Annotated in this window: 25 protein-coding genes; 10 read left to right on the forward strand and 15 right to left on the reverse strand. The window is 66.4% G+C overall.

Features of this window, described 5'->3' with window-relative positions:
* The first annotated feature begins 12 nt into the window (after positions 1-12).
* The 3 genes from AB7I40_RS21290 to AB7I40_RS21300 all read left to right on the forward strand — a co-directional run bounded on the left by AB7I40_RS21290 (position 13) and on the right by AB7I40_RS21300 (position 2,898).
* The gene (locus AB7I40_RS21290) at positions 13-1,083 is read left to right on the forward strand and encodes an alpha/beta fold hydrolase (protein ID WP_428344994.1); all 1,071 of its coding nucleotides are present in this window, start codon (positions 13-15) and stop codon (positions 1,081-1,083) included.
* 112 nt (positions 1,084-1,195) lie between these two features.
* Positions 1,196-2,095: an ABC transporter ATP-binding protein gene (locus AB7I40_RS21295; RefSeq protein ID WP_428344993.1), complete on the forward strand. Its 900-nt coding sequence runs from the start codon at positions 1,196-1,198 to the stop codon at positions 2,093-2,095.
* Positions 2,092-2,898, forward strand: coding sequence for an ABC transporter permease (locus AB7I40_RS21300; protein ID WP_428344992.1), 807 nt, complete (start codon positions 2,092-2,094; stop codon positions 2,896-2,898). Before AB7I40_RS21295 ends, AB7I40_RS21300 begins: the two co-directional genes overlap by 4 nt.
* Before the next feature lie 40 nt (positions 2,899-2,938).
* Here AB7I40_RS21300 and AB7I40_RS21305 read toward each other — a convergent pair whose 3' ends face one another.
* Together AB7I40_RS21305 and AB7I40_RS21310 are read right to left on the reverse strand one after the other, a co-directional pair.
* Positions 2,939-3,595, reverse strand: a complete 657-nt coding sequence (locus tag AB7I40_RS21305) for a response regulator (protein WP_428344991.1) — start codon at positions 3,593-3,595, stop codon at positions 2,939-2,941.
* Entirely contained in the window at positions 3,592-4,737 is a 1,146-nt protein-coding gene (locus AB7I40_RS21310; protein ID WP_428344990.1) for a sensor histidine kinase, read from the reverse strand. Before AB7I40_RS21310 ends, AB7I40_RS21305 begins: the two co-directional genes overlap by 4 nt.
* 164 nt (positions 4,738-4,901) lie before the next feature.
* Here AB7I40_RS21310 and AB7I40_RS21315 point away from each other — a divergent pair, with 164 nt between their 5' ends.
* The gene (locus tag AB7I40_RS21315) at positions 4,902-6,401 is read left to right on the forward strand and encodes a DUF4389 domain-containing protein (RefSeq protein WP_428344989.1); all 1,500 of its coding nucleotides are present in this window, start codon (positions 4,902-4,904) and stop codon (positions 6,399-6,401) included.
* A gap of 145 nt (positions 6,402-6,546) precedes the next feature.
* Here the strand turns inward: AB7I40_RS21315 and AB7I40_RS21320 are convergent, their stop codons facing one another.
* The 13 genes from AB7I40_RS21320 to AB7I40_RS21380 all read right to left on the reverse strand — a co-directional run bounded on the left by AB7I40_RS21320 (position 6,547) and on the right by AB7I40_RS21380 (position 20,071).
* Entirely contained in the window at positions 6,547-7,596 is a 1,050-nt protein-coding gene (locus tag AB7I40_RS21320) for a phosphotransferase family protein (protein ID WP_428348129.1), read from the reverse strand.
* Entirely contained in the window at positions 7,593-8,777 is a 1,185-nt protein-coding gene (locus tag AB7I40_RS21325; RefSeq protein ID WP_428344988.1) for an acyl-CoA dehydrogenase family protein, read from the reverse strand. Before AB7I40_RS21325 ends, AB7I40_RS21320 begins: the two co-directional genes overlap by 4 nt.
* Positions 8,778-8,968: 191 nt before the next feature.
* The gene (locus AB7I40_RS21330; protein WP_428344987.1) at positions 8,969-10,132 is read right to left on the reverse strand and encodes a substrate-binding domain-containing protein; all 1,164 of its coding nucleotides are present in this window, start codon (positions 10,130-10,132) and stop codon (positions 8,969-8,971) included.
* A gap of 138 nt (positions 10,133-10,270) precedes the next feature.
* Positions 10,271-11,317 (reverse strand): ABC transporter permease, encoded by a 1,047-nt coding sequence (locus AB7I40_RS21335; RefSeq protein ID WP_428344986.1) that lies wholly within the window; start codon positions 11,315-11,317, stop codon positions 10,271-10,273.
* Between the two features lie 14 nt (positions 11,318-11,331).
* Positions 11,332-12,900 (reverse strand): sugar ABC transporter ATP-binding protein, encoded by a 1,569-nt coding sequence (locus AB7I40_RS21340; RefSeq protein WP_428344985.1) that lies wholly within the window; start codon positions 12,898-12,900, stop codon positions 11,332-11,334.
* Complete coding sequence (locus tag AB7I40_RS21345) at positions 12,900-13,727, reverse strand: mycofactocin-coupled SDR family oxidoreductase (RefSeq protein WP_428344984.1); 828 nt, start codon at positions 13,725-13,727, stop codon at positions 12,900-12,902. Before AB7I40_RS21345 ends, AB7I40_RS21340 begins: the two co-directional genes overlap by 1 nt.
* Before the next feature lie 105 nt (positions 13,728-13,832).
* Positions 13,833-14,612 (reverse strand): N-acyl homoserine lactonase family protein, encoded by a 780-nt coding sequence (locus tag AB7I40_RS21350; RefSeq protein WP_428344983.1) that lies wholly within the window; start codon positions 14,610-14,612, stop codon positions 13,833-13,835.
* 150 nt (positions 14,613-14,762) lie between these two features.
* On the reverse strand, positions 14,763-15,683 hold the full coding sequence (locus tag AB7I40_RS21355; protein ID WP_428344982.1) for an AEC family transporter: 921 nt from the start codon (positions 15,681-15,683) through the stop codon (positions 14,763-14,765).
* A gap of 77 nt (positions 15,684-15,760) precedes the next feature.
* On the reverse strand, positions 15,761-16,237 hold the full coding sequence (locus AB7I40_RS21360; protein WP_428344981.1) for a VOC family protein: 477 nt from the start codon (positions 16,235-16,237) through the stop codon (positions 15,761-15,763).
* Positions 16,238-16,383: 146 nt separating this feature from the next.
* Positions 16,384-17,484: an NADH:flavin oxidoreductase/NADH oxidase gene (locus AB7I40_RS21365; protein ID WP_428344980.1), complete on the reverse strand. Its 1,101-nt coding sequence runs from the start codon at positions 17,482-17,484 to the stop codon at positions 16,384-16,386.
* Positions 17,485-17,518: 34 nt separating this feature from the next.
* Entirely contained in the window at positions 17,519-18,460 is a 942-nt protein-coding gene (locus AB7I40_RS21370) for a LysR substrate-binding domain-containing protein (protein ID WP_428344979.1), read from the reverse strand.
* 45 nt (positions 18,461-18,505) lie between these two features.
* Entirely contained in the window at positions 18,506-19,273 is a 768-nt protein-coding gene (locus AB7I40_RS21375) for a crotonase/enoyl-CoA hydratase family protein (protein ID WP_428344978.1), read from the reverse strand.
* A gap of 9 nt (positions 19,274-19,282) precedes the next feature.
* Positions 19,283-20,071: an SDR family NAD(P)-dependent oxidoreductase gene (locus tag AB7I40_RS21380; RefSeq protein WP_428344977.1), complete on the reverse strand. Its 789-nt coding sequence runs from the start codon at positions 20,069-20,071 to the stop codon at positions 19,283-19,285.
* A gap of 75 nt (positions 20,072-20,146) precedes the next feature.
* Here AB7I40_RS21380 and AB7I40_RS21385 point away from each other — a divergent pair, with 75 nt between their 5' ends.
* The 6 genes from AB7I40_RS21385 to AB7I40_RS21410 all read left to right on the forward strand — a co-directional run bounded on the left by AB7I40_RS21385 (position 20,147) and on the right by AB7I40_RS21410 (position 26,680).
* Positions 20,147-21,295: an acyl-CoA dehydrogenase family protein gene (locus tag AB7I40_RS21385; protein ID WP_428344976.1), complete on the forward strand. Its 1,149-nt coding sequence runs from the start codon at positions 20,147-20,149 to the stop codon at positions 21,293-21,295.
* A 20-nt stretch (positions 21,296-21,315) separates the two neighbouring features.
* A complete protein-coding gene (locus AB7I40_RS21390) occupies positions 21,316-23,439 on the forward strand; it encodes an acetate--CoA ligase family protein (protein ID WP_428344975.1) in 2,124 nt (707 codons plus the stop codon).
* A complete protein-coding gene (locus AB7I40_RS21395) occupies positions 23,436-24,467 on the forward strand; it encodes a CaiB/BaiF CoA transferase family protein (RefSeq protein WP_428344974.1) in 1,032 nt (343 codons plus the stop codon). The genes AB7I40_RS21390 and AB7I40_RS21395 overlap by 4 nt, the downstream gene beginning before the upstream one ends.
* 19 nt (positions 24,468-24,486) lie before the next feature.
* Positions 24,487-24,813 carry a hypothetical protein gene (locus AB7I40_RS21400; RefSeq protein WP_428344973.1) on the forward strand — a complete coding sequence of 109 codons (327 nt, stop codon included), beginning with the start codon at positions 24,487-24,489 and terminating at the stop codon, positions 24,811-24,813.
* Positions 24,813-25,961, forward strand: a complete 1,149-nt coding sequence (locus AB7I40_RS21405) for a thiolase family protein (RefSeq protein WP_428344972.1) — start codon at positions 24,813-24,815, stop codon at positions 25,959-25,961. Before AB7I40_RS21400 ends, AB7I40_RS21405 begins: the two co-directional genes overlap by 1 nt.
* A 113-nt stretch (positions 25,962-26,074) precedes the next feature.
* A complete protein-coding gene (locus AB7I40_RS21410; RefSeq protein WP_428344971.1) occupies positions 26,075-26,680 on the forward strand; it encodes a TetR/AcrR family transcriptional regulator in 606 nt (201 codons plus the stop codon).
* Positions 26,681-26,925 lie beyond the last annotated feature (245 nt).

Here is a 26,925-nt window from a genome sequence, read left to right on the forward strand (position 1 = left end):
GGAGTGATCATCGTGTTGGTCTCCACCGTCAGCCTTGCCGCTCTGCTGCCGTGGTGGAGACCGGGCAGCACCGAGCCATTCCTCGACGACAACGGCCACCGGCTCCCCCAGAGCATCTCGGAGAAGTTGTCCGTGCCTGTCAACGGCGTGCTGCAGGGCATGGTCATCCGCGGCGAGAACACGTCCAATCCTGTTCTGCTGTGGGTCCACGGCGGGCCAGGGATGCCCGACTACCCCCTCACCCAGCAGTACCCGACGGACCTGGAGGACCTGTTCACCGTCGTCTGGTGGGACCAGCGCGGCGCGGCGCTCTCCTACGCCTCTGACATCCCCCCGGAGACCATGACGATCGAGCAGTTCATCGACGACACGCTCACCGTCACCGACTACCTGCGTGATCGGTTCGACCAGGATCAGATCTACCTCCTTGGCCACTCCTGGGGCAGCTTCATCGCCTTGCAGGCCGCAGCTCGGTCACCAGAACGCTTCAAGGCCTACCTCGGCATGGCGCAGACGGTCTACCAGCTCGAATCCGAGAAGATCGCCCACGACTACATGCTCGCTGCCTACAAGAAACGCCGCGACGCCGGCATGGTGCGCGACCTGGAGCGGGCGCCGGTGACGATGAGCACCGGAACGCCCGAGGCGTATCTGAAGCTACGCGACTCCGCGATGCACAGGCTCGGAATAGGCACCACCCACGACATGACGTCGGTCATCACGGGGATCTTCCTGGCCTCGTGGCGTTTCCGCGGCTACACGTTGCGCGAGAAGGTCAGACTGTGGCGCGGTCGGGCATTCTCGCGGAGCTTCGGGTTGTGGGACCAGCTGATCCGAGCCGACCTCCGCGAGACCGTGCCGGCGCTGCAGATCCCGGTGTACTTCCTCGAGGGCAAGTACGACTACACGTGCGTGACCTCGCTGGCCCGGGACTACTTCGAGAAGCTTCAAGCCCCGGTCAAAGGCTTCTACGTGTTCGACAACTCCGCGCACAGCCCGTTGCTGGAAGAGCCCCGGGCAGCACATCGCATCCTCGAACACGACGTGCTCGCCGGTGCGACCACGTTGGCCGACCTGCGCTGATACCGAGCCACTCCTGGCAAGGGCAGGGTGAGGCGGCCTCGTACTTTCGGTCGGGACAAGACTGGCCATCGAACCGAGGCGCGCACGACGCGATGCCGCGAGGGTTGAGCCCATGATCACAGTTGAGTCCCTGACCCGGAGGTACGCCGGCTTCACCGCCGTCGACAACGTCTCCTTCACCGCCCAGCCCGGCCGCGTGACCGGCTTCCTCGGCCCGAACGGTGCCGGCAAGTCCACCACGATGCGCGTCATGGTGGGTCTGACCGTCCCGACATCCGGCTCCGCGACCATCAACCGAGAACGGTTCGCCGACCTCGCCAACCCCGGCCTCGAGGTGGGCGTCCTGCTGGACGCCTCAGCGCAGCACGCCGGGCGCACCGGCCGCGAGATCCTCGCGGTAGCTGCCGCCACGATGGGCCTGCCCGGCTCGCGCGTCGACGAGATGCTCGAACTGGTGAGTCTGACCCCCACCGAGGCAAGGCGCCGGGTGCGTCACTACTCCCTCGGGATGCGCCAGCGGCTCGGCATCGCCACCGCACTGCTCGGAGACCCCCAGGTGCTGATCCTCGACGAGCCCGCCAACGGACTCGACCCCGCCGGGATCCGGTGGATGCGCGACCTGCTGACCGGCTTCGCCAGCCAGGGCGGCACCGTGCTGCTGTCCTCACACCTGCTCCACGAGATCGAGGTCATCGCCGATGACCTGGTCGTGATCGGCAACGGCAAGATCGTCGCGGCCGGCACCAAGGAAGAACTCCTGGCCGCGGCCGGGACGCTCGCCCGCTCGACGTCACCGCGCGACCTCGCCCACGCCCTGGAGCAGGCCGGCATCCCCAGCACGGTCGCCGGGGACGGCTCGGTCCGCACCGATGCCGACCCCGCTCGGGTCGGGGCGGTGGCGCTGAGCGCCGGTATCGCCCTCACCGAGCTCCGGTCCGCCGAGGGTGCCGGGCTCGAAGACATGTTCCTGTCGCTCACTGCCGACACCCAACGCGAAGGAGTTGCCGCATGACCGCCACGACCATCTCGCCGGACACCACCGCCCCTGCGCCCCGGGGCGTGCGTCCCATCTCGACCACCCGGCTCGTCAGGGTCGAGTTGCGCAAGATGTTCAACACCCGCTCGGGATTCTGGATGCTCGTCAGCATCGGCGTCCTGTCGGTCATCGCGACGGGGGCGGTCATCACCTTCGCTCCCGACAGCGACGTGACCTACGAGAGCTTCGCGACGGCAATCGGGTTCCCGATGTCGGTGATCCTGCCGATGATCGCGATCCTGGCCGTCACGAGTGAGTGGAGCCAGCGCAGCGGGCTCACGACGTTCACGCTGGTGCCGAGCCGTGGACGCGTGATCGGAGCCAAGGCGATCGCGACCGTCCTGGTGGGCCTCGGCTCGATGGCCGTCGCCTTCGCGGTGGGCGCTGTCGGCAACCTGGCCGGCTCCTCACTCGCCGGCGTCGACACCGTCTGGGACGTGTCGCTGTCCACCGCACCCCAGATCGTGCTCGGCAACGTGGTCGGCATGGCGATCGGCTTCACCCTCGGTGTCGTACTGCGCAACTCAGCGGCCGCGATCGTGGGCTACTTCGTCGTCTCACTGGTCATGCCCGGCATCCTCGTCCTCCTGGCCCAGGTGCGCCCGTGGTTCGAGGACCTGCAGCCGTGGATCGACTGGAACTACACGCAGGTGGAACTCTTCGACGGCGCCACGAACACCGTTGAGGAGTGGGCGATGCTCGGCTCGACCACGATGATCTGGATCGTCATTCCCCTCGTCGTCGGGCTGCTGTTCCTGCGCCGCTCCGAGGTCAAGTAGTCACACGAAACGGCAGGTCCCGACCCGTGTGGGGCGATCTCTAGTCCCGGATCCGGCCCGTTTCGTATCCCCACATCGCGACCTCCACCCGGTTCCGGGCGCCGAGCTTGGCCATGAGGCTGCCGATGTGGGTCTTCACCGTGCTGAGGCTGATGTGCAGCTCGGCGGCGATCTCTGCGTTGGTGCGACCCCGCGCGATCGTGAGCAGCACCTGCTCCTCGCGTTCGGTGAGCGGGTCGAGAGGCTGCGCGGGAGGGGCTGCCCGACCCGTGCCCGCGAACGTCGACAGCAGCCGGCGGGTGATGCTGGGCGAAATGAGCGAGTCGCCTCGGGTGGCCGCCCGGATCGCTTCGCCGAGCAGCTCGGGGCCGGCGTCCTTCAGCAGGAAGCCGGTGGCGCCGGCCGACAGCGCACCGTGGACGTACTCGTCGAGGTCGAAGGTGGTGATTACGACGACCGCGACCGGGTCCTTGACACCCGGACCGGCCAGCAGACGGGTCGCCTCGACACCGTCGAGGACGGGCATCCGGATGTCCATCAGGCACACGTCGGGACGGAGTTCGCGGGCCAGCCGCACCGCCTCCTGCCCGTCGCGCGCCTCCCCCACGACCTCGATGCCGTCCAGGGTGCCGAGGATCAGCCGCAGTCCGGTCCGCACGAGATCCTGGTCGTCGGCGACCAGCACCCGGATGCTCACGCCGACACCTGCCGTGGCAGTGTCGCGCTGACGGCCCAGCCGCGACCGGGGCAGGGACCTGCCTGGCAAGCGCCACCCAGGAGCAGTGCGCGTTCCACCATCCCGGTGAGCCCGAACCCCGCTTCGGGGGCGGGGTCAGCCGCGACCGGATCACCGTCGTCGCGGACGACGAGGCTGACGGTCGACCGGTCGCCGGAGACGCGTACGTCGATCAGGGTGGCATTCCGAGCATGCCGCAGGGCGTTGGTGACCGCCTCCTGAGCGATCCGGAAGACAGCGGCATCGATCGGTGCAGGGAGGTCGGCCAGGTCATCGGAGACCCTCACCTCCACCCGCGGCCCAGCGGCCGAGGCCCCGGACAGCCGCTCGAGGTCGGCCACACCGGGCTGCGGGGCGTAGTCGACGGGTGCCTCGTTGCGCAGCACGCGGACCATCGCCCGCATCTCCGCGAGCGTGCGCGATGCCTCCACCTCGATCACCTCCAGTGCCTCGAGCGGCGACGACGGGCTGGTCGCCGCCAGAGCGCGCCCGGCCTGAGCCTGGATGGCGATGGCAGAGACATGGTGGGCCACCGTGTCGTGCAGCTCGCGCGCCAACAGGACCCGCTCCTCCGACTTCACCTGCTCCAACCTTCGTTCCCGGGCACCGTGCTCGGAACGCACGGCCCAGCCCAGGGCAAAGGCAGACATCAGGACGGCGACCCCGCCGATTGCGTCGGGCAACCCGGTCCAGCTGACGACGAACGCGAGGGTGGCCGGGACCATGATGATCGCCAGACCCGCCACCGCCTCTCGCCCGGAACCCCACCGGAAGAGTGAGTAGGGCAGCAGCAGGAAGTAGAGCATCGTGTACATGTCGATCGCCGGCGCGTCAGCAACGACCAGCACGATGTCCACGACCGCGACCACGCCGAAGGCGGTCGCGACCACTGCGAGCGGGTGGGTACGTCGCCACAACAGCAGCGGCGCCAGTCCGAGCGTCAACGCCACCGACAGCACCGGTAGCGGCTGGTCCTCACGCAGGACACCCTCCAGCACCCCGAGGAACGTCACGATGGCCAGCAGCGCCCAGTCCCGCCATACCCGAACCGGTGGGGCGGAGGGCCGGGGTTCCTCCAGCAGGGACCGCAGTGGATTGCTCACCCCCTCAGCCTAGGGATGGAGCGCCACCAGGGAACCGGCCGAAAGTCTGACCCGGCCCCCGGCCGAAGGCACGACCGACACGGAGCCTCACGACCGATGCCGTTCGACCTCGTGCACCGTCACGGTGGTGTCTGGCCCTGGCGAGGAGAAAGGAGACCACGACCATGACCACCCACGCCCCACCATCTGGACCGGGCCGCACCGCTTCACGCCGGAGCCGCCCGGTCCCCCTCGTCGTCGGCATCCTGCTCGCGCTCGTGGGCTTCCCGCTGCTTCTCGGAGGCCTCGGACTGGGCTGGGCGATGGCGACCCAGCGCGACGACGAAGGATTCTTCAGCACCTCGACCGAGCAGCTCACCACCGAGACGGTGGCCCTCTCCAGCGAGGTCGTGACCCTCGGCGAGGCCGGCCCCGACGACTGGTGGGCCGACCGTGACCTCGCCACCGTGCGGCTGAGCGCCCGCTCCGCGGACGCATCAGCCGTCTTCATCGCGATCGCACCGAGTGCCGACGTCGCGGACTACCTGGGCAGCGCGTCGTACGACGAGATCAGCGACCTGCGCACCGACCCGTTTGACTACTCGCTGACCCGGCGTGGCGCCGGCGGTGACCTGCGCGCGGCTCCCACGGACCAGGGGTTCTGGACCGCGCAGAGCAGCGGCCCCGGCACCCAGACGCTGACCTGGGACCTCGAGCCCGGCACCTACACCGCCGTGGTCATGAACCTCGACGGTTCCCCGGGGGTTGCGGTCGACCTGTCCGCGGGCGGACGCCTCGGCTGGCTCGCCCCTCTGGCATGGAGCCTCGGCCTGCTGGGCGGCGCCCTGATCGTCGGCGGCGCACTGCTCGTCGTGCACGGCGCCCGGCCGCCGGGACCGCGGGTCCTGCGCGAGGCCGCGCCCGGTCAGCCTCCGGAAGCCATCCGGCCCGACACCCCGGTGACCCTGGTCGGCGCGAAGGACCCGCAGCTGAACCGTGGGCTCTGGGTCGTCAAGTGGTTCCTGGCGATCCCGCACTTCATCGTGCTCGCGCTGCTGTGGCTGGTCTTCGTGGTGCTCACCGTCGTGGCCTTCTTCGCGATCCTGCTCACCGGCCGCTACCCGCGTGGCCTGTTCGACCTCAACGTCGGCATCCTGCGGTGGAGCTGGCGGGTGCAGTTCTACGCGACGGCTGCGATCGGCACGGACCGCTACCCGCCATTCACCCTCGGGCACGCCGACTACCCGGCCGACCTCGACGTCGCCTACCCCGAGCGGCTCTCGCGCGGACTGGTGCTGGTCAAGTCGTGGCTGCTGGCGCTGCCGCACCTGATCGTGCTGGGCGTGCTCGCGGGCACGTGGCAGTTCGGTGACGCGGACGACCTCCAGTTCGTCGGCGGCGGTCTGATCGGCGCGCTGACGTTGGCTGCCGGAATCCTGTTGCTGTTCACCGGCCGCTACCCGGCTCCCTTGTTCGACCTCCTGGTCGGCCTGAACCGGTGGGTCTACCGAGTGACGGCGTACGTCGCCCTGATGACCGACACCTACCCGCCGTTCCGGCTGGACCAGGGCCCGGCGGACCCCGGTGGCATCGCGCCCAAGCCGAGCACCACCGAAGCGCCGGCCACGACCGGTCTCGGCTGGCCGGCCGAGGAGCGTCGTCCTGGCCGTGAGGTGGAGGTGTGACGATGCCTGGGTCTCCGAGCTTCGGAGGCGGGTGGTGAGGCATCTGCGCAGGTCAGAGCGATGTTGGAGATTCCCGGCAGGTCCAGGTTCGTCTGGGATCGCCTCGCAAAGTCCGCTACCGCACTACCGCGGAAACCACGACCAGTCACGCACGCCCGATCGCCCGCAGACCGAGTTCCAGGTAGATGGGCACAGAGGCGCCGGCAGTGTCGAAGCCGGGACCCGAGCCCGAGCCCGAGCGCATCCGGTGGTCGATGCCCGCGGCGATCACGGCGATCTTGAAGTACGCCAGCGCAAGGTGGAACTCCCATGCATCAAGCTTGGCCCCGCCCGCCGCCTCGTAGCGACCGGCCAGCTCGTCGACCTCGGGCAGCAGTTGGCTAGTCCAGGCTGCCGGTGCGCCGACGATGAGATCAAAAGCGGGATGGCGGTAGGCGCACATCATCGCCACGTCGGCGACCGAGTCGCCGATCGTGGACAGTTCCCAGTCCACCACTGCAGCCAACCTGGGCGCTCCACTCGCGGCAAGGTCGAGGATGGCGTTGTCGATGCGAAAGTCCCCGTGGACGATGCTGGTTGAGCGCTGTGGAGGAACCGCCACCCCAAGACTCGACACCAGCAGGGCCGCACGAGAAGCAAGCGACGGGTCTCCCACCAGCGCCCACTGATGCGACCAGCGTTGTAGTTGCCGAGTCACGTACCCGTCGGGACGACCGAATCGCTCCAGGCCGATCGCGGCGTGGTCAACGCGGTGCAGCGCCGCCAGTGTCTCGACCAAGCTCGAGGTGAGGATCTCAACGTCCTTCGCGGTGAGCGACTCGAGTTGTTCCTGCGTTTGCACCGTTCGGCCCTCGACGTACCCCGCAATCGCGAAGGGTCCGCCCAGCAGTTCTTCCCTCTCATGCAGCAGCAGCGCTGGTGGGACTGGAACAGGCATGCCGCGCAGGGCTGCGGTCACCCGATACTCGCGAGCAACGTCATGCGCCGATGGCGTACGCCCCGATCGCGGCGGCATCCGCAACACCCACTGGGTGACCCCGTCGCCCAGCCGGAAGGTGAGGTTCGAGCGGCCCCCCGCGATCAGGTCGGCGCGGATAGGCCCCACGACTGAGATCCCCTGATTCTTCATCAATGCCGCAACCCCGGCCAACTCGTTCTCGCCCAGAACGACTTCGGGTGCCAAGGGTGAGGTCATCGGGGCGACTCGCTCTGGCCGTACTGTCGAGCGGCCCGTTTGGCCAGCGACCAGCGGTGCACCTCCGACGGGCCGTCATAGATGCGGAACGGTCTCAACTCCCGGGCGATCTTCGCGACAGGAAGATCACGGGAGATGCCCAGTCCCCCGCAGAGCTGCACCGAGCGGTCGGCGACCCTGTTGAGCGCTTCCGCAGAGAACGTCTTCGCGATCGACGTAGCCTTCGAAGCCCTCTCACCCGCGTCCAACTCCGCGCACGCCTCACGCAGCAGAGCCCGCGTGGCCGCCAGGTCGATCTCGTTGTCGGCGATCATCTGCTGCGCCATCCCCAGATCAGAGAGCCGCGACCCGAACATCTTCCGCTGAGTGGCGTAACACACCGCGACCTCATGCGCGCGCTGGGCTGCCCCCGTCCACCGCATCACATGGGTCATCCGTGCCGGGCCGAGCCGTACCTGCGCGTAGGCAAATCCCTGATCGACCTCACCCAGGACGTCATCATCCGAGACGAACACGTCATCGAAGGTGAGGTCGCAGTGCCCACCCAACATCGAGCGATCCATCGTGCTCAGGTGTCGCACGAGCGTGATGCCGTTTGCACCGCTGGGGGCGAGGAACATCGTCGCGCCACCCGGGGTGTCAGGCTCGCCGCTCGTCCGAGCCATGATGATGAGGAATCCCGCACCGTCAGCACCGGTGATGAAGCGCTTCCGACCTGTGATCAGCCAACCGCCCGCAACCTTCACTGCTCGTGTCAGCAGCGCCCCAGGATCCGACCCTGCCCCTGGGGCCGGCTCGGTCATCGCGAACGCGGATCGCCATTCACCGGCGACCAGCGGACGGAGGTAGCGCTCACGCTGTGTCGCCGAGGCAACATGGTCGAGCAGGTGGATGTTGCCCTCGTCGGGCGCGTTGACGTTGAGAGCCATCGGCCCGAACAGCGAATAGCCGGCTGCCTCGAACACCGGAGCACGCTCGCCCATGTTCAGCCCGAGCCCACCGAGATCGACTGGTCCGTGAGGCGTGAGTAGCCCTGCGGTGCGAGCCAGCGCCTGCAACCGGCCTCGCAGTTCCTCCCCGCCCGCCGCCTCGACGTCACCATCGAACTCGTCGTCGATGGGGAGGACGTGAGTCCGCACCAGCGTCTCAGTGGCATCTACCAACTCTTGGTTGCTGGGCATCGTCGTTGCCTGGATCCTGTCTGATGGCTTGCACGGTCAGCATGTCGCTCTCGATTCGGTCACGTCCCGTTCCCTGCGACCTGGATCATCCGAAACAGGTCACAGTGAGGGCCTCCTGGGCCACGGACGCAAACCGCATCCATGGCTCCAGGAGACCCGTCCACATACGGCCGGGGCGGCCGGATGAATGCCTAGCTGACTCCCCAAGCCTTCAGGAACTGCTGCTCGAAGTCGTCGGAACCGAACCACTCGATCGAGTCGTACGCCGACTCCGACAGATCCAGATCCGCAACGTTCTCCTTGTCGAAACCACGAACCACACCAACACCCGACTCGGGCACCTCCCCCAGCATCATCCGGACCACGCCGTCGGTGTACTGCCAGCCGATGTAGGTCATGCTCAGACCAGCGCTGAAGAACGGCATCGGGCTGGATTCCAGCAACTGCAATGACGACAGCGAGCCATTGCCCGAGGAGAACTTCACCTTGGAGGCAAACCCGGCAGCCGTGAGGCCACTGATCACGTAGGGCTGGGCATCGTCGAACTCGGAGATCACGTACTTGATGTCAGGGTGCGAGCTGAGGGCAGCACTCACGGCCGAACTGACCTTGTCGATCGCTGAGATCTGGTAAGGCACCGTCGTGACTGAGCAGTCGGGGCAGGCCTCCTTGAAAAAGGCGTCCACCTCCTTGTTGAGAGTTCGCTCCAACGGACCGCTGTCATTCTGGACGTACAGAACGTCGCCCTTCCCTCCGCTGTCGACGATCGTCGCCCACATCTGCAGCTTCTGCTCCAGGAACAGGGTCTCCGTCTGGTCGTTGAAACCAAGCTCCGCCGTCGATTCGGTCTTGCCGCCATCCGGGCCGGCACCACCGAGGTAGACGGGAATGCCCTGAGCGACAAGGTTGTCGAATGCGTTCGGGGCGGTGCTGTAGTTGATGTACGTCGTGACGACCCCGTCGGCGCCCTGAGTCGCTGCTTGGTTCAGGCACGATGTGATCGTGGTGGGCACGAACTTGCCGTCACAGATGTGCACCTTGATGCCGAGGCGGCTCAAAGCGTCCTCGGCGGCTGCGTTCTGGGCAGCCAGCGGACCGTTGGCCACACCGACCGGAACGATCCAGACGGTCTTGCCGGTCAGGCTCGACGTATCCCCCGCGACAGGAGCGATGGCGTCGTAGGTGGATCGCAGCGGCAGATACTCGGCGAGGTCCGACTTCGCGGTCGCCACCGCCTCGTCGCTGCTGACCGACGGCCCAGCGGCATCGTCGTTGTTCGTGTCCGCTTCACTCGCACCGCAAGCGCTGACGAGTAGTACGCCGCCGATAGCTGCCGCAATTCCATAAATTCGCATGCTAGACATGCCGAATCACCATCTTTCCCAATTGTCGTCTGATGTCGATGAATACCGAGTTCTTGATTTCGCCGTTTCGCACGGCGGCTTTCCGCTAGGGACTCCCCTCAGGACGCGCGAGGGATCTTGCGAGAACGGTCACCGGCGGGCTCGTGATCGAACGACGGTCGCTATCGTCACGGCGAGTACGAGACCGGCTCCGTAGAACGCGTCCTGCACCCAACCGGTGTAGCCCAGGAGCTGAAGGCCGATGATTCCTGTCGCGAGGAAGTAGATGGCGATCACGGTGCCCATCGCGTTGAACTTCCCCGGTTGCACCACCGCGGTCCCCAGAAAGACCGCGGCGAGCGCGGGTAGCAGGAAGGTGGGGGCAGAGGTGGGGTCGAAACCTCCCACCGTCGCGACCAGAAGAACACCCGCGAGGCCCGCGACGAGAGCCCCGGCCACATACGCTCCCGCGCGAATACGATTGACGTTGATCCCTGCGAGGCGCGCCACTTCCCTATTTGCGCCGGTGAACACCATGTGTCGCCCTAGTGGTGTCCAGGCAATCACGTAGGCGAACGCCGCCGCGAGAAGAAGCGTGTAATAGAACGACACTGGCAAGCCCAAGAAGGGATGCAACGCGAACTTGCTGAAGTCTGGATTCTGGATGGATACGATGCTCGACTTCGCGATGAACTGAGCGAGACCCAGGAAGAGGCTGGCGAAGCCGAGCGTGACCACCAACGAGGGGACCTCGAGAAAGACGACGAAGAACGCATTCAGGAGTCCACAACACACCGAGATGAGGATCGCGATCAGGCATGCCAGGGCCAGGTTCACGTCGTGCAGCCCCGACAACACCAGCACCGTGGTGGTCGACAGTCCCATCACGGCGGCGAACGAGAGATCGAACTCTCCTACGACGAAGGTGCACAGCGATGCAATCCCCAAGGTGAGGAGCACCGACTGCGAACTGAAGATCGACTGCGCTATGGGCACGGTCCAGAACGCGGGCGCCACGACCGCATAGAACGCGGCCATCACAGCCCACACCCCGACCAGGGCGTAGTTTGTGACGAGGGCGTGCAGGCTCACGACATGCCAGCGTCGGCGACGTCCCGAACTCGCTGGACGCGATCCGTCGACCGTGGTGCCGCTGTCGGTCTTCACGTCACTTTGACGAGGTGCCAGGTCGGTCATGTGCTTACGTCCTCTCACTTCACGGAGTCGGGTGTGGAGATGGCCTCATGAGCCATCGGAACGTGGGCGCCGTACGTCTTTTCGATGATCACGTCGACGTCGTGCTCGACGTGCTCCAGGCCGGACTCGGGGTCGTAGAGCAAGATGCGGTCGCAGAGCGCGACGAGGTCCATCGGTTCACTGCTGACGATGACGATGCTGACTCCATCCGCGGTCGCGTGTCGCAGCGCAGTCAAGATGTCGAAGCGGGCACCGACGTCGACGGCCTGCGTCGGTTCGTGCAGCAGAAGCAGAGCCGGCGTGGACGTCAGCCACTTGGCCACCATCACCTTTTGCTGATTTCCCCCACTCAGCTTCTTGACGAGGAGGTGAGGCGACTGGGGCTTGATGTCCAATGAGTGAATGGCGGCTCTGGCCTTGGTGTCCTGCCACCGGCGGCCGACGAACCACGGTCGACCGTGGCGGGTGATCGTGGGCAGGCAGATGTTGTCTCGCACGTTCTGGTCGAAGGCAAGGCCCTCACGCTCTCGCCGCTCGGGTACCAAGACGATTCCGGCGCGCATGCACCTGCCGACGTTCGCTCGCCGCAGGTCGAGCCTGTCGGTCGGTGTGCGCAACTCTCCACTCAGGGCGTTGCGTGCACCTGCCAGCAGGTAAGGGATCTCCTCGTATCCGTTGCCGGCAAGCCCGGTGATGCCGACGACTTCTCCCGCGCCGACCGTGAAGTCGATGCTGGCCAGTGCCTTGCTTCGAAGCCCGGCGACGGTGATGTGGGCTGGATCCTGTCCAGCGCTGTGCGCCGCTCTCCTCGGCGCCGAGAGCGTCGCGACGGATCTGCCCAGCATCAGCCGTGCGAGCTCAGGTTCGTCAAGGCTCGTGGTCGGTACTCCTCCGGCAGCCACGCGACCGTCTTGGAGAACGGTGACCCGGTCGCAAACCTGAAGCACTTCGGGAAGGTTGTGACTGATCATGAGGATCGAGCCACCGTCATCGGCAAGCCGGCGCAACATCGCGTGGAACTTCTCGAGGTCGACGCCGCCCAACGCACGGGTCGACTCGTCGAGAATCATCAGGCCACGCCCCGACTGCTGGTCGCGTAGTGCTCTCGCAACGGCCACCTCCACACGTTGCGTCGCGTTGAGGGTTGCCACGGCCATCGATGGGTCGAGCGCGACGCTCAAGCGCCGGAGAACCTCCTCAGCAACCTCCTGGGTCCGACGACGATCGATGCGACGAAGGGGGCGGGTGGTGGGGAAGCCACCCACGCAGATGTTCTCGGCCACCGAGAGTTCATCGAGTAGTCCCAGGTCCTGGTGCACGACGGAGACTCCGGCGGCGTGCGCCTGCCGCCACCGGACAGGTAGCGCGAGCGGCACTGCATCGACTCGGTAGTCTGCCCCCCGGTCTGGCGCGTGATAGCCGGTCAGGATCTTGATGAGGGTCGACTTGCCTGACCCGTTCTGACCGACGAGACCATGGATCTCACCCGGGGCGACACTCAAGTCCACGTCCGAGAGCACCCTCGTCTCGCCGAACGTCTTGCTGAGATCGGTGATCTCGAGTCGGGCGATGTGAGCCTTCATTACAGCGCGGCGCCCGCGTCGACCGGCAGCATCGCGCCGGTGATGTAGCGAGCTTCGTCCGAGGCCAGGAACAACACGGCGTTCGAGACGTCGACAGACTCGACCCAGGGAACCGGCAGTGCGTGCAGGGCCTGCGACGCGGGCGCGAAGTCGTCGCGGGTGGGGTGCTCGACGTCTGGGGAGAAGAGCTTGTAGGTGGCGTCGTTCATGATCAGGTCGGTATCGACCTGGGTGGGCAGGACGGCATTCACCCGGATGCTCCACGGGGCCAGCTCCAGGGCGAGGGTGCGCATCAGTCCGACGACACCGTGTTTTGCCGAGACATAGTGGGCGATGTTTCCGAAGCCGACGATGCTGCCCTGGGAGCCGGTGATGACGATCGTGCCGCCATTGCCTGCCGCCTTCATGTGCGGAATCGCGGCCTTCGCGGTGTGCCAGACGCCGGTCAGGTTGGTGTCGATCATGTTGTGCCAGATGTCCTCGTCCAGCTCCTCGCTGGGAGCCATCTGGGTGAAGATGCCTGCGTTGGCCGAGACGATGTCGAGCCGACCGAACTCGGTGACCCCGTCGTCCACTGCCTTGCGGAGGCCCGTGATGTCACGGACGTCAGCTTGAGTGGCCAGGATCCGCCGACCGGCGGCCTCCACAGCCCGCACTGTCTCGGCGAGGTCCTGCTCAGTGGCCCTCCCGTACGGGGCCCCGGGGATCTCCTCCAGTAGGTCGACGCCAATGATGTCGGCGCCCTCCTGTGCGAGCCGGATGGCGTGGCTGCGGCCCTGTCCTCGGGCGACGCCAGTGATGAACGCGACTTTTCCCTCAACACGCATGGGGTTTCCTTTCGTTGGATGTGACCGCGGGGAGGGCCCCTGCACGAGGGCGCACTCAGCCAGGGGACGCGCCTCGTGTGCACGTCCCTCGACCTTGCTGGGGACCTACTTGTAGCCGTCAGTCCCGCCCAGACGAGCCCAGTCGTCCTCGTCGTGCATGACCCAGATGTCGGCCTGGTGGGCGGCAGCGAGCTGGGTCATCCGCTGGATGGACTGGATGCTCGCGGCGGCGTTCATGTCGACCGGGCAAGGCGAGACCTGGTCGATCTGGGAGCGGACGTGCACGGAGTCTGCAGTCAGGAGGAAGTTGCGCGATGGGAGCTTCACCAGCATCGACAGCTCGCCCTCCGTATGTCCGGGTGTGCGGATGATCTGGATGCTGCCGTCCCCGAAGAGATCGAGGTCCCAGCGCAGCGGGTTCCACTGGAACGAGCGGGTCCTCTCCAGGTCGGCGCCGTTGCGGAAGAAGCCGGCGTACATCGGGTCCGGCCAGAAGGAGTACCTCATGTCCTCGATGGACATGTACATCTGCGCCTGCGGGAACAGGTACATCCCGCCGGTGTGGTCCCAGTGTCCGTGTGACACCACGACATGCGTGACGTCTGCCGCGGTGTATCCGAAGTTCGCCAGTTGGCGGTCCAGCCGGTTCTCGGGAGGGAGCACCAGGTTGCACACGTCGAGAAGACCCTGGCCGTAGACCGCGACCGGGTCGTCCCACGCCTCCGGGGCGACGCCCGTGTCGAAGAGGACGAGACCCCGGGAGTGCTCGATGAGGAAGACGGGGCACGGCGCCGTGAGCTTCCTGTTCTCACCGAAGATGAGCCACTGCGAGTCGATGATGATCTTCGCGCCGTCGAGTGCGTAGAGGCGATTGGCTGTCGACATGGTTCTCAACCTTCGGATGGGCTGGACTGGTGCTCGGAAGCGGCCTGTTGTGTCCGCCGTCACATAGTGTTCGCAACGTGCATCAGGCGTCCAATATCGATTGAGTAGCAGTCGATAGCCTGCAACGAAAGGTCCCTCGCAGAGCGCTCTTCAACCCAGGATCGCGATGATCACGATGATCGTCGGGACGCTCGTCAACGTGCTGACGAAGATGGCGTCGCGGGCGAGCATGCTGCTCCGATGGTAGCGGTTGGCGACGACGAAGACGCTGTGAGCAGCGGGCAGGGCTGCCAAGACGGTGACCGCAAGAAGGTGCGAAGGCGACAGGTCCACGACGAAACGCCCCAGTGTGTAGGCCAGCAACGGCTGCACGATCAACTTCAACGCGACCACGACGCCGAGCTCGCCGAGCGGGACACCTCGACCAGGCAGCGGACCCAGGCGGAGGCTGACGCCGTAGGCGATGAGCATGGAGGGGACGGCCATCCCGGCCAGCAGAGTCAACGGATCCCCGATGGTGAGGGGCACCGTGGAGCCGGTGACGGCAAGGGCAAGACCCAGAGCGGATGCAACCGTGATCGGATTGCTCGCCGAGGCGATGATGACCCGTCGGACGGACAGGCCCGCCTCGTCTCGATCCACGTCCATAGCCATCATGATCAGGGGCTGCAGGATGAGCATCTGCAACAGCAACGTCGGTGCCGCGAGCGCGGCATCGCCCAAGACGTAGGCAGCGATCGGAAGGCCGAGGTTGCCGGCATTCCCGTACGCCGAGCACATCGCCCACATCACGACATCAGATGACCGCATCCCTCGCGCGACCGCCACGACGCCAGCGAGCGCCGCGGTCATGAAGACCGCGGCGCTCGTGACGATCAGATCCCCTGACATGACGGACCCGGGGCTGGCGTCCTGCAGCACCGTGATCAACAGTGCAGGGCTCGCGACCGAGAGGGCCAAGGTCGACAAGGTGCGTTGTCCGTCCTCGTCGACGATCCTGAGCTGTGCCAGAAACACGCCGAGGACGATGAGCATCGTGATGCTGGCGTAGCCGGAGAACACACCCGCCACGCTCGCCGTCCTCCCCTTGCGACAACGGGGCTCGGACGAGCCCCGGCACACCACCCGACTCAGCGATGACGCCCGCGTCAGTCGGAAAGGACCTGCTGGATCTCGACGACGTTGCCGGCCGGGTCGTAGAGGAAGATCTGGTCCCAGCCCTTGATGACCCACTCTCCGTAGTCGGAGAACGCGATCCCAGCGTCGTTCAAAGCCTTGCGGACGGCGTCGAGATCATCAGTTCTGAAGGCGAAGTGACCCGTCAGCACCGGGTTGACCACGTGCCCCAACTGCGCGCTGAGGTACGGCTGCCGAATCCCGATGTGGATCTGCATGTCGTCCTGACCGCTGGCGTCGAAGAACGCAGCGTTCGTCGAGTCGAAGATGCTGGCGTTCGACCTCCGAAGCAGCTCACCTTCATCCTCGGACCCGGTCAGCGGAGCCTGGTCCTTGACGTCCTCGATGATCATCGGGAGCTGATCCAAACTCAGCACGTCGCGATAGAACGACTTCAATTCATCCATCTCGTCTGAGACGACATTGACATGGTGCAGACGCAATTTCACGGGCGGTGTCCCTTCGATACGGATGTGACCTGCTTCACTCCATGCTCGTGGCGCGAGCGCTCAGCGGTCCAATACCAATCGACTCATGACTCATAACCCGGTCGAACTAATCGCCAGAGCCACCGTGGGTCGCGGTCTGTTTGCTCTCAGCGCTCGAGCGCTGCGCCCTCGGGTCGCCAGGCTCCCTTGAGATACGGAATGGGATAGGGAGCCTCTGATCGAGACACTCCCAGCTCATGCGCGGCCCGTAGAGGCCAGGACGGATCCCGAAGTGCGGCCCTCCCGATGGAGACGATGTCGGCTCGACCGGCGGCAATGACCGCTTCAGCCTCCACCGGATCTGTGATGAACCCGACCGCGCCGGTGCGGATGTCGGCACCGGCGCGGATCTGCTCCGCGAAGCCGATCTGGTAGCCGGGTCCGACGGGGATGACCTGTCGGTCATCCAGACCGCCGGAGCTCGCATCCACAAGGTCGACGCCGTAGTCAGAGAGCCTCGCTACCAGCTCGACACAGTCTTCAGGCGTCCATCCGCCGTCGATCCAATCGGTGGCCGACAGCCGCACGACCAGCACCTTGTCCCGAGGCAAGGCGGCCCGGACGGCAGTGACGACCTCCACGAGGAACCGTGCGCGGTTGGTCGGCGACCCGCCGTACTCATCCTCGCGATGGTTGGACAGCGGCGAGAGGAACTCATGAAGCAGGTAGCCGTGCGCTCCGTGCACCTCGACGACCTCGAAGCCCGCCTCATCGGCTCGCCGAGCCGCGTCAGCGAAGGCCGCGACCACCTCTTGGATGTCCGATCGCGACATCACCCGTGGAGGCGGGAAGCCGTTCCACGGCAACGCCGAGGGTCCGATGGTCTCCCAGTCCGCGACACCCGCCGCCGGGTCGAACCACGCAGAACCGCTCGACGATCCGGCCTTCCTGCCCGCATGCGCGAGCTGTACCCCTGCGGTAGCGCCCTGCTCGTGGATGAAGCGGACGATGCGAGCCCACGCCTCGGTGTGGCGGTCGTTCCACAACCCCACGTCCTGGGGGCTGATGCGACCTTGCGCGGTCACACCCGCCGCCTCGGTCATGACCAGCCCGAAGCCGCCCGCTGCCCGGGCCCCCAGGTGCGTGAGGTGCCAGTCGGTCGGTACGCCGTCGCGTGCTGAGACGGCGTACTGGCACATCGGTGCCAGCCAGATGCGGTTTCGGGTGGTGACTCCGCGAATCGTGAGCGGACTGAAGAGTGCCGACAAGGTAGTGCCTTCCGAAGGTGAAGTGGTGCGAGCGTCACAGTGCGACGCGCAGGTCCGATTCCTTGATGCCGTAGGGGTCCAGGTCTGGTGTTGGCAGCACTTCCTCACTGATCTCCAGGACCCGAGCCAGTGCAGGCGTGGCGTTGTCGGTGCGCCAGGCCAGCGCTGCGAACCAGTGCTGCGGCTCAGTGTCCTCGAGGGGCTTGTAGACGATGCCCACGTTCTGGACCGGTCGCATCGAGCTCAGGGTGATGGTCACACCGGCACCCGCCGCGACCAGCGCCATCACCGTGGCAGGGTCGGGCGCCACCTGCGCGATGCGCGGCGGAAACCCGGCCGCGAGACACATGCTGTGCAGCGTTGCACGCAACATCGATCGGCTGCTCTCCGGCATGGCGACGAAACCGTCATCCTTGAGATCCTCGAGTCGGATGCTGTCCCGGTCAGCCAGTCGGTGCCCCTCGGGGAGCGCGCACATCAGCTGCTCGACCTCGACGACGCGGAAGCTGAGCTCCGGTCGAGTGATCGGTGAGCGGACGAACGCAAGGTCGAGGTCGCCGTCGCACAGCAGATCGAAGGCCACGTCGACGTACACCTGCGACTGCAGGAGCAGCTCGATTCCCGGATGGCTCCGTCGTACCGCGTGCGCCAGCAGTGACAAGGCCCGTTGGCTGGCCGCACCGAGGAAGCTCACACGAACCAGTCCCTCCTCGCCCGCGACGATCGATGTAGCCGTCTCGCGCACGGCGGTTGCATCTCTCAGCACCAGTCGTGCCGGCTTGAGCAGGCGCTGCCCAGCATCGGTGAGGGTGACGCTGCGGGTACTGCGATCGAACAGCAGTAGGTGCAGCTCTCGCTCGAGCTGGCTGATCCGGTTGCTCAGGGATGGCTGAGCGACGTACAACCGCGCCGCGGCACGGCCGAAGTGCAGCTCCTCGGCCACGGCCACGAAGGCCTCGAGATCTCGCAGTTCCACGTGCTGCCTCCGGGTCTGTTCGCCGCGCGTCAGCGCCGACGGAAATTATCGGTCACTCCACACCGGTCGACGCTTCTCAGCGAACGCACGAATACCCTCGACGCCGTCAGGGGATGATAGCGCCGGCTCGGCAGAGGCCATCTGCATGTCGAAGGCGTGCTCCTCCGGCACAGCGTCGAACGCTGTCCTGATGATCTCTTTGGCTGCTCGGACGGCGCTGGGTCCGTTCGCGGCGACCTTTTCGCCCAGGGCGACCGCTGCCTCGAGGGCATTACCGGTGGGCACGACCCGATTCACCACCCCCCATCTGGCGAGGGATTCGGCACCCCACGTCTCGCCGGTGAGGGCCATCTCCATGGCAACGTGGTACGGCATGCGCCGTGGCAACCGCAGGAGCCCGCCGCCGATGGCGACCAGGTTCCGTGTCACCTCGGGAAGCCCGAACTTGGCGTCCTGGCCCGCCACGATCAGGTCGCACGAGAGCGCCAGCTCGAAGCCGCCCGCCAGCACCCATCCCTCCACCGCGGCGATCACGGGCTTTGCAATGGACCGACGATTGAAGGACCCGAGCGCTGCAGCCCTGTTCGGGTAGATGGGCTCCCCCGCGGCAGCTGCCTTCAGGTCCCGCCCTGAGCAGAACGTTCCGCCGGCACCGGTCAGGACGACCGCGAGCACGTCACGGTCGGCATCGAAGGCATCGAGCGCTGCGCGCATGGCGGTGCGGGTCTCGGTGTTCAGGGCATTTCGGACCTCGGGTCGGTTCAGCGTGATGACGCCGATCTCCCCGCACTTCTCGGTGATGACAACAGGCATGACTTCCTCTCAGAGTGCGAACGAGTAGCCGCCGTTGACTGGGACGGTCTGTCCAGTCATCCACGACGCAGCGTCGGAGGCGAGGAACAGGACGAGATTGGCTGCGTCCTCGGGCTCTCCTGTCCGGCGGATCAGGTAATGCGCAAGCAGCTTCTTGGCTGCTGCCTCGTCACTGAGTTGCTTCTCGGTCCTGGGCGTGCGGGTGGCGGCGAGGGAGACGCAGTTCGCCGTGATCGTGTAGCGGCCGAGGCTGGCCGCAAGCGACCGCGTGAAGCCGGCAACGCCTGCCTTCGCCGCGGAATAGGGCTCCCGTCCGCGCTCGCCGAAACGCCCGGCGTCGGAGATCATGTTGACGATTCGCCCGTAGCCCTGCTCGACCATGGAGGGAACCACGAAGCGGCTGGTGTTGAGGACGCCATAGAGGTTCGTTGCCAGGTAGCCGTTCCAGTCCTCCGGTTCCTGCTCCCAGAAAGGCCGGGACATCGTGTCGGTCGGGTTCGGGCCGGCGTTTCCAGCGTTGTTGACCAGGATGTCGATTCCGCCGAACTCACTCAGTGCGGTCGCGACTTGCTCCCTGACTCCCCCGTAGTCGGAGACGTCGCCCGCCAACGCCATCGCGCGCGAGCCGCGCTCTTCGACCTCGGCCGCCACTGCCTGAGCGCGCTCCAGTCGGAAGTCGTTCACGATCACAGCACCAGCGCCGTGCTCGGCCAGGTGCAGGGCGATCCGTCGCCCTACCCCTTGTCCTGCACCAGTGACGTAGGCCGTACGGCCCTTCAACTCCAGCAGATCCGACATTCGGCATCCTTTCCTTGCTGTACGTACAGGAAGTATGATGCACTGGTCGCACCACAACGACAAGGGGATACGCCGATGGACTTCCAACTGGACGACGACCAGACCGAACTCCGTGCCGCCATCCGGCGCTTCCTCACCACCGAGGTCGCACCGCTCGTGGAGCAGCACGAACGCGCACAGACCTTCCCCTTCGACGTGCTTGGCAAACTCGCGCCGTTCGGCTACCTCGGCGGCTACCTTCCCGAGGACGAAGGTGGACTCGGGATCAGCCGGGTGACGTGGGCGATGATGATGGAAGAGCTCGGCTACTGCTGGCCGTCGCTGCGCACCATGGTCAGCATCAGCAACGGCCCCGCCGAGAGGCTGGCCCAGGTGGGCACTCGGGCGCAGCGGGACCGCTACCTTGCTCCCCTGCTGCGCGGCGAGGAGAAGGTGTTCACTGCGATCACCGAGCCGGACTCCGGCTCGGATGTCTCGTCGATCACCACCAAGGCTGAGCTCCAGGGGGACGAATGGGTGTTGACCGGACAGAAGCTCTGGATCACTGGAGGGCTCTTCGCCGACTGGGGCACCGTCCTGGCCCGCACCTTCAGCCCGACCTGTGATGGGGCTCTGTCGACCTTCATCGTCGACCGCCGCGACACGCCCTTCTCGGTGTCCAAGGTCGAGACCATGGTGCTGCAGTCAACGGGCACGTCCGAGATGGCGTTCGACGGAGTCCGACTGCCCAAGGAGAACCTCCTCGGCCCGGAAGGCTCCGCACTGAAGGGCACTCTCGCCTTCATCGGCCCCGCTCGGATCAACGTGGCGATGGGTGCGGTCGGCGCGGCGCAGCGTGCCTACGAACTCTCGCTCGACTACGCGAAGAACCGCCAGCAGTTCGGGCGCCCGATCGCCTCGTTCCAGCTGATCCAGCAACACATCGTCGGGATGCGGATGAAGATCGATGCCGCACGGGCGCTCTGCTACGCAGCAGCAGCAGCTCTCGACCGGGGCGAGTCCGGGCGGGTCGAGACCTCCATCGCGAAGCTCTACGCCACCCAAGCCGCCCACGAGGTCGCTGACGCTGCAATGGCCGTCCACGGTGGCCTCGGCTATGCGACCGAGTACCCCATCGAGCGGCTGTTCAGGGACACCCGCGGAGGCAGCATCCCTGAAGGCACACCTGAGATCCAGACGCTCATCATCGGGCGCGAGCTACTTGGCATCTCGGCCATCCGCTGACCCCCTTCCTGAGGATATTGATGACCACCACCGATCTCACCCGCCTGTTCACACCGCACTCCGTCGCCGTCATCGGCGCTTCGGAGCGACCCGGCAGCATCGCCCGGCGCGTGGTGGAGAACCTCGCCGACCATTCGGATCTCCAGGGAAGCCTGCATCTGGTCAACCCGACCAGATCCACGGTGCTCGGACGTCCGTGCTTCCCTCGGATCGCTGACGTATCCCCAGCTGTGGACGTCGCGGTCGTGGTGATCCCGGCGGCGGGGGTCGTCGAAGCGGTGAAGGAGTGTGCGGCAGCCGGGGTCTCCTTCGTCGTCATCCTCACCTCTGGATTTGGCGAGGTAGGTGACCAAGGCGCGGAGGAGCAACGTGCCCTGACTCGGATCGCCGCAGAGACGGGCATGCGCATCGTCGGGCCCAACTGTCCTGGGCTGACGAACATCCGGGACCGGATCGGCATGACGTTCTCCCCGTCCTACACCGGTGACCTGACGGCGGGGCCTATCGGCCTGGCCACCCAGGGTGGAGGTCTCGGCCGCACTGTGTTGCAGGCGGCGGAGCGAGGCCTCGGCACCAGCCTGTGGGCCTCCCTCGGAAACGCCGCAGATCTCGACGTCCCAGATGTCGTGACCTACTTCGCCGGCGATCCAGAGATCTCCACCATCGCCGTGCTGCTCGAGGGCATCCCTGACGGTGCAGCCTTCCTAGCCGCCATCAGCCTCGCGGCGGCTGCTGCGAAGCCGGTGGTCGCCCTCAAGATCGGCCGATCGGAGTACGGCGTCCGCGCGATCGCATCCCACACCGCTGCCATGGCGGGAGAAGCGGCGATCAACTCGGCGGTCTTTGCCCAGTTCGGCGTTGTCGAGGTCGATGACATCGACGAACTCGCCGATGTGGCCTCGTTGCTGAGCAGGGCAACGCCGCCGGCCGACGCGGGCGTCGCGATCTGGGGCATGTCCGGCGGTGCGGTGTCACTGTGCGCGGACGCCGTGGGACAGGCAGGCCTACGGCTCGTCGAGCTCCATGAAGACACCAAGGCCAAGCTGGGGGCGATCCTGCCCAGCTACGCCGCCCTTGACAACCCGGTGGACATCACTGCCGCCGGTCTGGCCGCGCCAGAGTTGGTGTTGCAGAGTCTTCGCGTGCTGGCGGCCGACCCCGGAGTGGACGTGGTCCTGGCGCCGATCCCCGTCGACTATGGCGACACCACCGTGCCGGTCGCGAACGCGATGGTCGACATGCAGTTGGAGAGCACCACACCACTGCTGCCGGTCTGGATGAGCGATCGACGAGGCCCGGCGTACTCAGTCTTGGCAGACGCCCGGCTGACGCCTGTCCACAGTGTGTCGAAGGCGGTCAAGGCCGTGTCCCGCTGGGCTGCGCACGGTCACTGGCGCGCGTCGCTGCCGCTCGGCGGGCAGCCGTTGCCCATGATCCAGCGTCCGTCTTTGCGAACCTCCACACCGGCTCCAGAGGTGAGGACCGAGGTCGCCGCGAAGTCGTGGCTCGCTCACAACGGCATCCCGGTACCGAAGGGTCGACTGACGCACACCGACGAGGAGGCGGTCGCAGCGGCTGCGGAACTCACCGGTGCTGCCGTCCTCAAGATCGTCAGCCCAGACCTTGCTCACAAGTCCGACATCGGGGGTGTCAGAGTCGGAGTCCGCGGCGGCGACCAGGTGCGAGCGGCGTACGACGGCATCCTGGATGCCATCGGGAAGGCTGCCCCGGACGTCGAAGTCCTGGGGATCCTGGTGGAGGAGATGATCGATGACGTCGCCCTCGAGTTGATCGTCGGCGTCCACGTCGATGCCACGTTCGGTCACGTGCTGACCGTCGGAGCCGGCGGTGTCCTGGTCGAGCTGCTCGATGACGTGCAGCGCCGGTTGCTCCCTGTGCAACGCCCAACGGCACTCGCCATGATCGAACAGTTGCGGGTGAGCCCGCTGTTCGACGGCCATCGAGGTGGCCCGCCACTCGACATCGAGGCGCTCGTCTCGCTGCTCTGTCGCATCTCCGACCTGGTGACCGCCCATCCCGAGATCGAGCAGCTGGAACTCAACCCGGTCGTCCTGCGAGCAGTCGACGCGCACGGACCTTCAGTCGTCGCCGTGGATGCCGTCGTCGAGTTGGTGCAGCGATGAACTCGGCTCTGGAGGGTATCCGGGTCCTGGACCTCTCAGAACTTCTGCCCGGCCCGTTCCTGACGTCGGTGCTGTCCGACCTGGGCGCCGAGGTCGTCAAGCTCGAGCGTCCCGGCGGAGACCCTGCGCGGTCCACTGCACCCGGGCTCTTCGCCATCCTGCGACAAGGCAAGCAGGCCGAGACCCTCGACCTGAAGTCCGCAGCCGGACGCGCCGCTCTGGAGGCAGAGTTGTCGACGGCAGACGTGCTGGTCGATGGCTTCCGCCCCGGAGTGCTGGAACGTCTGGGCTTCGGACGCGAAGCGACCTGCGCGGCGCATCCCAGGCTCGTGTATGTCTCCATCTCCGGCTTCGGCCAGACCGGCCCCATGAGGGATGCCCCGGGACACGACATCACCTACGCTGCCGCGAACGGCGTCCTCTCCCTCGCCGGCCCTGGAGATCTGCCTTCGTGGAACCCCGGCCTCCCGATCGCCGACCTTGCGTCATCTTTGTACGCCGCAGTCGCCGTACTCGCCGCACTGAGGGAGCGTGACCGGACAGGGCGCGGCGGCCACCTCGACGTCGGAATCACCGCGTGCCTGGCGCATTGGCTCAATCCTCGCATCGGTGACTTCGACGCATTCGGGCTCACCGACCGGGCTCAGCAGCGAGCCTTCCTACAGGACCGGGCTGCCTACGGCACGTTCATCAGCGCTGACGGCGTACAGATCGCCATCGCAGCGATGGAGGACCACTTCTGGTCCGGGCTCGTGAAGGCACTGGGGCTCGTCGCCTGGAAGGGCGAGCAGTGGAGCAGACCCGCGGCTCGACGCAGAGACGCCACGGCCATCAACGCCGCCATCACACGCGCGGTGAGCGAGCTCGACTCGCAGGAGTGCCTCCGGCTTCTCGATCGGCACGGCGTGCCAGCGCATCGGGTCCTGGACGTGGGCGAGGCCATCGCCCTGGCAACACAGAACACTCCAGACCGCGTCGACCACACCAACACACCGCCTCGCTACACCTTCCCCGTCCAATTCCACTGACACTCACCAGGGAGCCCAGATGTCCTTCCCCTTGCTGCCACTACGCGGCGTCCGCTGCCAACGCTGCGAGCACGTGGCAACACCCGTTCAGCACTTCGGCTGTGAGAACTGCGGGGGGCACGGCGTTGACCTCGTGGACACCACACTCACAGGTGAGGGCACGGTCCTCAACGCTGTGACGGTTCACCGCACAGCGAGTCAGTCGTTGCGGATCGGGTCCGTCCACCTCGATGAGGGTCCGATGCTCAGGGCCCTGCTGTCAGAGCACGCAAGGGCCGGCGTCAGGGTTCACGCGACGGAAGCTGGCGAAGCACTGGTGTTCGCCGAGTTCGGGGAGGCGCTCTGATGGCAATGACCCTCTCCGACCTGCGGCCTGTGTACGTCGTCGGGATCGGCCTGCACCGCTACCAGCGGCCCACCGAGACCAGCTTCGTCGACCTTGGCCTGACAGCCATCCGGGCGGCACTCGACGACGGCGGCATCCCCTGGAGCTCTGTTGAGACCGCGTACACCGGCTCGACCCGACTCGGGATGGCCGTCTCCCGCCCGCTGTTGCGCCACCTCGGGGTGACGGGAATCGCCATGACGCAGGTGGAGAACGCGTCGGCTTCAGGATCCTCTGCTTTCCGCCTCGCGGTTCGAGACATCGCCGCCGGCTTCGCCGATGTGGCAATTGCGATCGGAGTCGACAAGGCCGCGCCGGGCCTCCGGGCCGAGTCGATGACGGGGATCTCACCTCATGACGAGGGGCTCACGACGCCACCCGTCCAGTTCGCGCTGCTGGCCGAGGAGTATCTGCGTTCGCGCGGCGGCGGCCCCGAGGACCTGGCCCGAGTCGCGGTCAAGAACCACAACAACGCCGCGGACAATCCCTTCGCCCACCGCCAGCAGCGCAGAACGATCGAGGAAGTCTTGGCCGACCGGCCCATCGCCGGGGTCCTGACGCGACTGGAATGCTGCCCGGTCGGTGAGGGCGGCGCAGCCGTGGTGGTGGCCTCCGAGCAGGCGATCGCCGCGCTTGGAATCGACCCAGCCAGAGCCGTTCGGGTGCTTTCCAGTGCGCAGCAGTCCGAGCAGCTGTACGGCACGCGAAGCTATGACGCCGAACTGACCGGCGCGACGACGCAACAGGCGCTGTCCGAGGCGGGTGTCGCGGCGAGCGACCTCGACGTCATCGAGCTGCACGACGCCTTCGCGATCGAAGAGCTGCAGTACCTTGAGACGATGGGAGTCTGCGCCGAGGGAGCAGCACCGTCCTGCCTGCGCGACGGCGAGTTCAATATCGGTGGTCGCGTCGCGGTGAGCCCCTCAGGCGGACTGCTGGCGATGGGGCACCCGATCGGGCCAACCGGGGTTGGGCAGATCGTGGAGATCACCCAGCAGCTGCGAGGCGAGGCCGGCATCCGCCAGCAGCCTGATGCCCGTCTCGGACTCGCCCACCTCGTCGGCCTGGGTGCCGTGTGCGTGGTCCACGTGCTCGCGGCGCCGGCCTGAGATGTTCACGTCAACCGATTCATGTCTGAGCACTCCACCGGCACGGGTGCGGGGTGAGCACCAGATACCCTTCGGTGCGGAGGTGGCGAAGCCAAGTGGGAGCACAGTCGACGGTGTCTAGCCAGGACGAGCGAAGCGACGCGGCCAGACGAGCACTCGTCGGCGCCGCGATCGAGATCCTCGCCGAGCAGGGTTACCGTCGTCTGACGTTCAGCCGAATTCAAGAGGTCGCCGGGCTGAGTCGGGGGCTGGTGAACTACCACTTCGGAAGCAAGACATCGCTCGTTGAAGGCGTCATCGCCACCATTCGGGAGCGCTACCACGACTCCATGCGCGCCGACGTGACCCGCAATGGTCACGACGCGCTGCGCGGCATGGTGGACACGTACCTCAAACGGTTCCAGGCCGACCCACGACCCGCAAAAGTCATGCTCGTCCTCGGAACTGATTCGATCGGACAGCCGGGTTCAGTAACCGCGGCTGTCCGTGAGACCTACCAGAGCTTCCGAGACGATCTGCGGAGGTGTATCCAGCTGGGAGTGCAGGACGGGAGCATCCGCTCCGACATCGATCCAGGCGCCCACGCAACGGTGATCGAGGCGGTCGTTCGGGGCATCGTGTTGCAGTACCTCGTGGATCCGGCGCATGTCGACCTCACCACGGTGACCAGGGCTGCGCTGGAGACGGTCGACGCACTCGCAACGACCTCTGAGCGCTAGCGGCACTCAGCCAGCAAGCGCAGGTGCCGGCTCCTGAGGTGCTCCGGGTCGCCAACCCAGAGGTCGCTCCGTGCGTGTCCATGCAGGTCCAGACTCGTCCACACCTGCGCCTTGGCCCACTACCGTGCGGCTACCGCAAGGCCCTCCAGACGCAACAGAAGCCGCCTCCGGATTGCTCCTGAAACGGCTTCTGACCTGCAGTTCTACTTTGTAGCGGGGGCAGGATTTGAACCTGCGACCTCTGG

This window comes from Nocardioides sp., assembly GCF_050246775.1.
In the GTDB taxonomy this organism is placed as follows: domain Bacteria; phylum Actinomycetota; class Actinomycetes; order Propionibacteriales; family Nocardioidaceae; genus Nocardioides.

What these genes read in the sequence shown, in the direction of transcription:
- AB7I40_RS21295 (WP_428344993.1), top strand. Translation starts at nt 1,196, where the DNA reads ATGATCACAGTTGAGTCCCTGACCCGGAGGTACGCCGGCTTCACCGCC.
- AB7I40_RS21300 (WP_428344992.1), top strand. Translation starts at nt 2,092, where the DNA reads ATGACCGCCACGACCATCTCGCCGGACACCACCGCCCCTGCGCCCCGG.
- AB7I40_RS21315 (WP_428344989.1), top strand. Translation starts at nt 4,902, where the DNA reads ATGACCACCCACGCCCCACCATCTGGACCGGGCCGCACCGCTTCACGC.
- AB7I40_RS21320 (WP_428348129.1), bottom strand. Translation starts at nt 7,596, where the DNA reads ATGACCTCACCCTTGGCACCCGAAGTCGTTCTGGGCGAGAACGAGTTG.
- AB7I40_RS21325 (WP_428344988.1), bottom strand. Translation starts at nt 8,777, where the DNA reads ATGCCCAGCAACCAAGAGTTGGTAGATGCCACTGAGACGCTGGTGCGG.
- AB7I40_RS21330 (WP_428344987.1), bottom strand. Translation starts at nt 10,132, where the DNA reads ATGCGAATTTATGGAATTGCGGCAGCTATCGGCGGCGTACTACTCGTC.
- AB7I40_RS21335 (WP_428344986.1), bottom strand. Translation starts at nt 11,317, where the DNA reads ATGACCGACCTGGCACCTCGTCAAAGTGACGTGAAGACCGACAGCGGC.
- AB7I40_RS21340 (WP_428344985.1), bottom strand. Translation starts at nt 12,900, where the DNA reads ATGAAGGCTCACATCGCCCGACTCGAGATCACCGATCTCAGCAAGACG.
- AB7I40_RS21345 (WP_428344984.1), bottom strand. Translation starts at nt 13,727, where the DNA reads ATGCGTGTTGAGGGAAAAGTCGCGTTCATCACTGGCGTCGCCCGAGGA.
- AB7I40_RS21350 (WP_428344983.1), bottom strand. Translation starts at nt 14,612, where the DNA reads ATGTCGACAGCCAATCGCCTCTACGCACTCGACGGCGCGAAGATCATC.
- AB7I40_RS21375 (WP_428344978.1), bottom strand. Translation starts at nt 19,273, where the DNA reads ATGCCTGTTGTCATCACCGAGAAGTGCGGGGAGATCGGCGTCATCACG.
- AB7I40_RS21380 (WP_428344977.1), bottom strand. Translation starts at nt 20,071, where the DNA reads ATGTCGGATCTGCTGGAGTTGAAGGGCCGTACGGCCTACGTCACTGGT.
- AB7I40_RS21385 (WP_428344976.1), top strand. Translation starts at nt 20,147, where the DNA reads ATGGACTTCCAACTGGACGACGACCAGACCGAACTCCGTGCCGCCATC.
- AB7I40_RS21390 (WP_428344975.1), top strand. Translation starts at nt 21,316, where the DNA reads ATGACCACCACCGATCTCACCCGCCTGTTCACACCGCACTCCGTCGCC.
- AB7I40_RS21395 (WP_428344974.1), top strand. Translation starts at nt 23,436, where the DNA reads ATGAACTCGGCTCTGGAGGGTATCCGGGTCCTGGACCTCTCAGAACTT.
- AB7I40_RS21400 (WP_428344973.1), top strand. Translation starts at nt 24,487, where the DNA reads ATGTCCTTCCCCTTGCTGCCACTACGCGGCGTCCGCTGCCAACGCTGC.
- AB7I40_RS21405 (WP_428344972.1), top strand. Translation starts at nt 24,813, where the DNA reads ATGGCAATGACCCTCTCCGACCTGCGGCCTGTGTACGTCGTCGGGATC.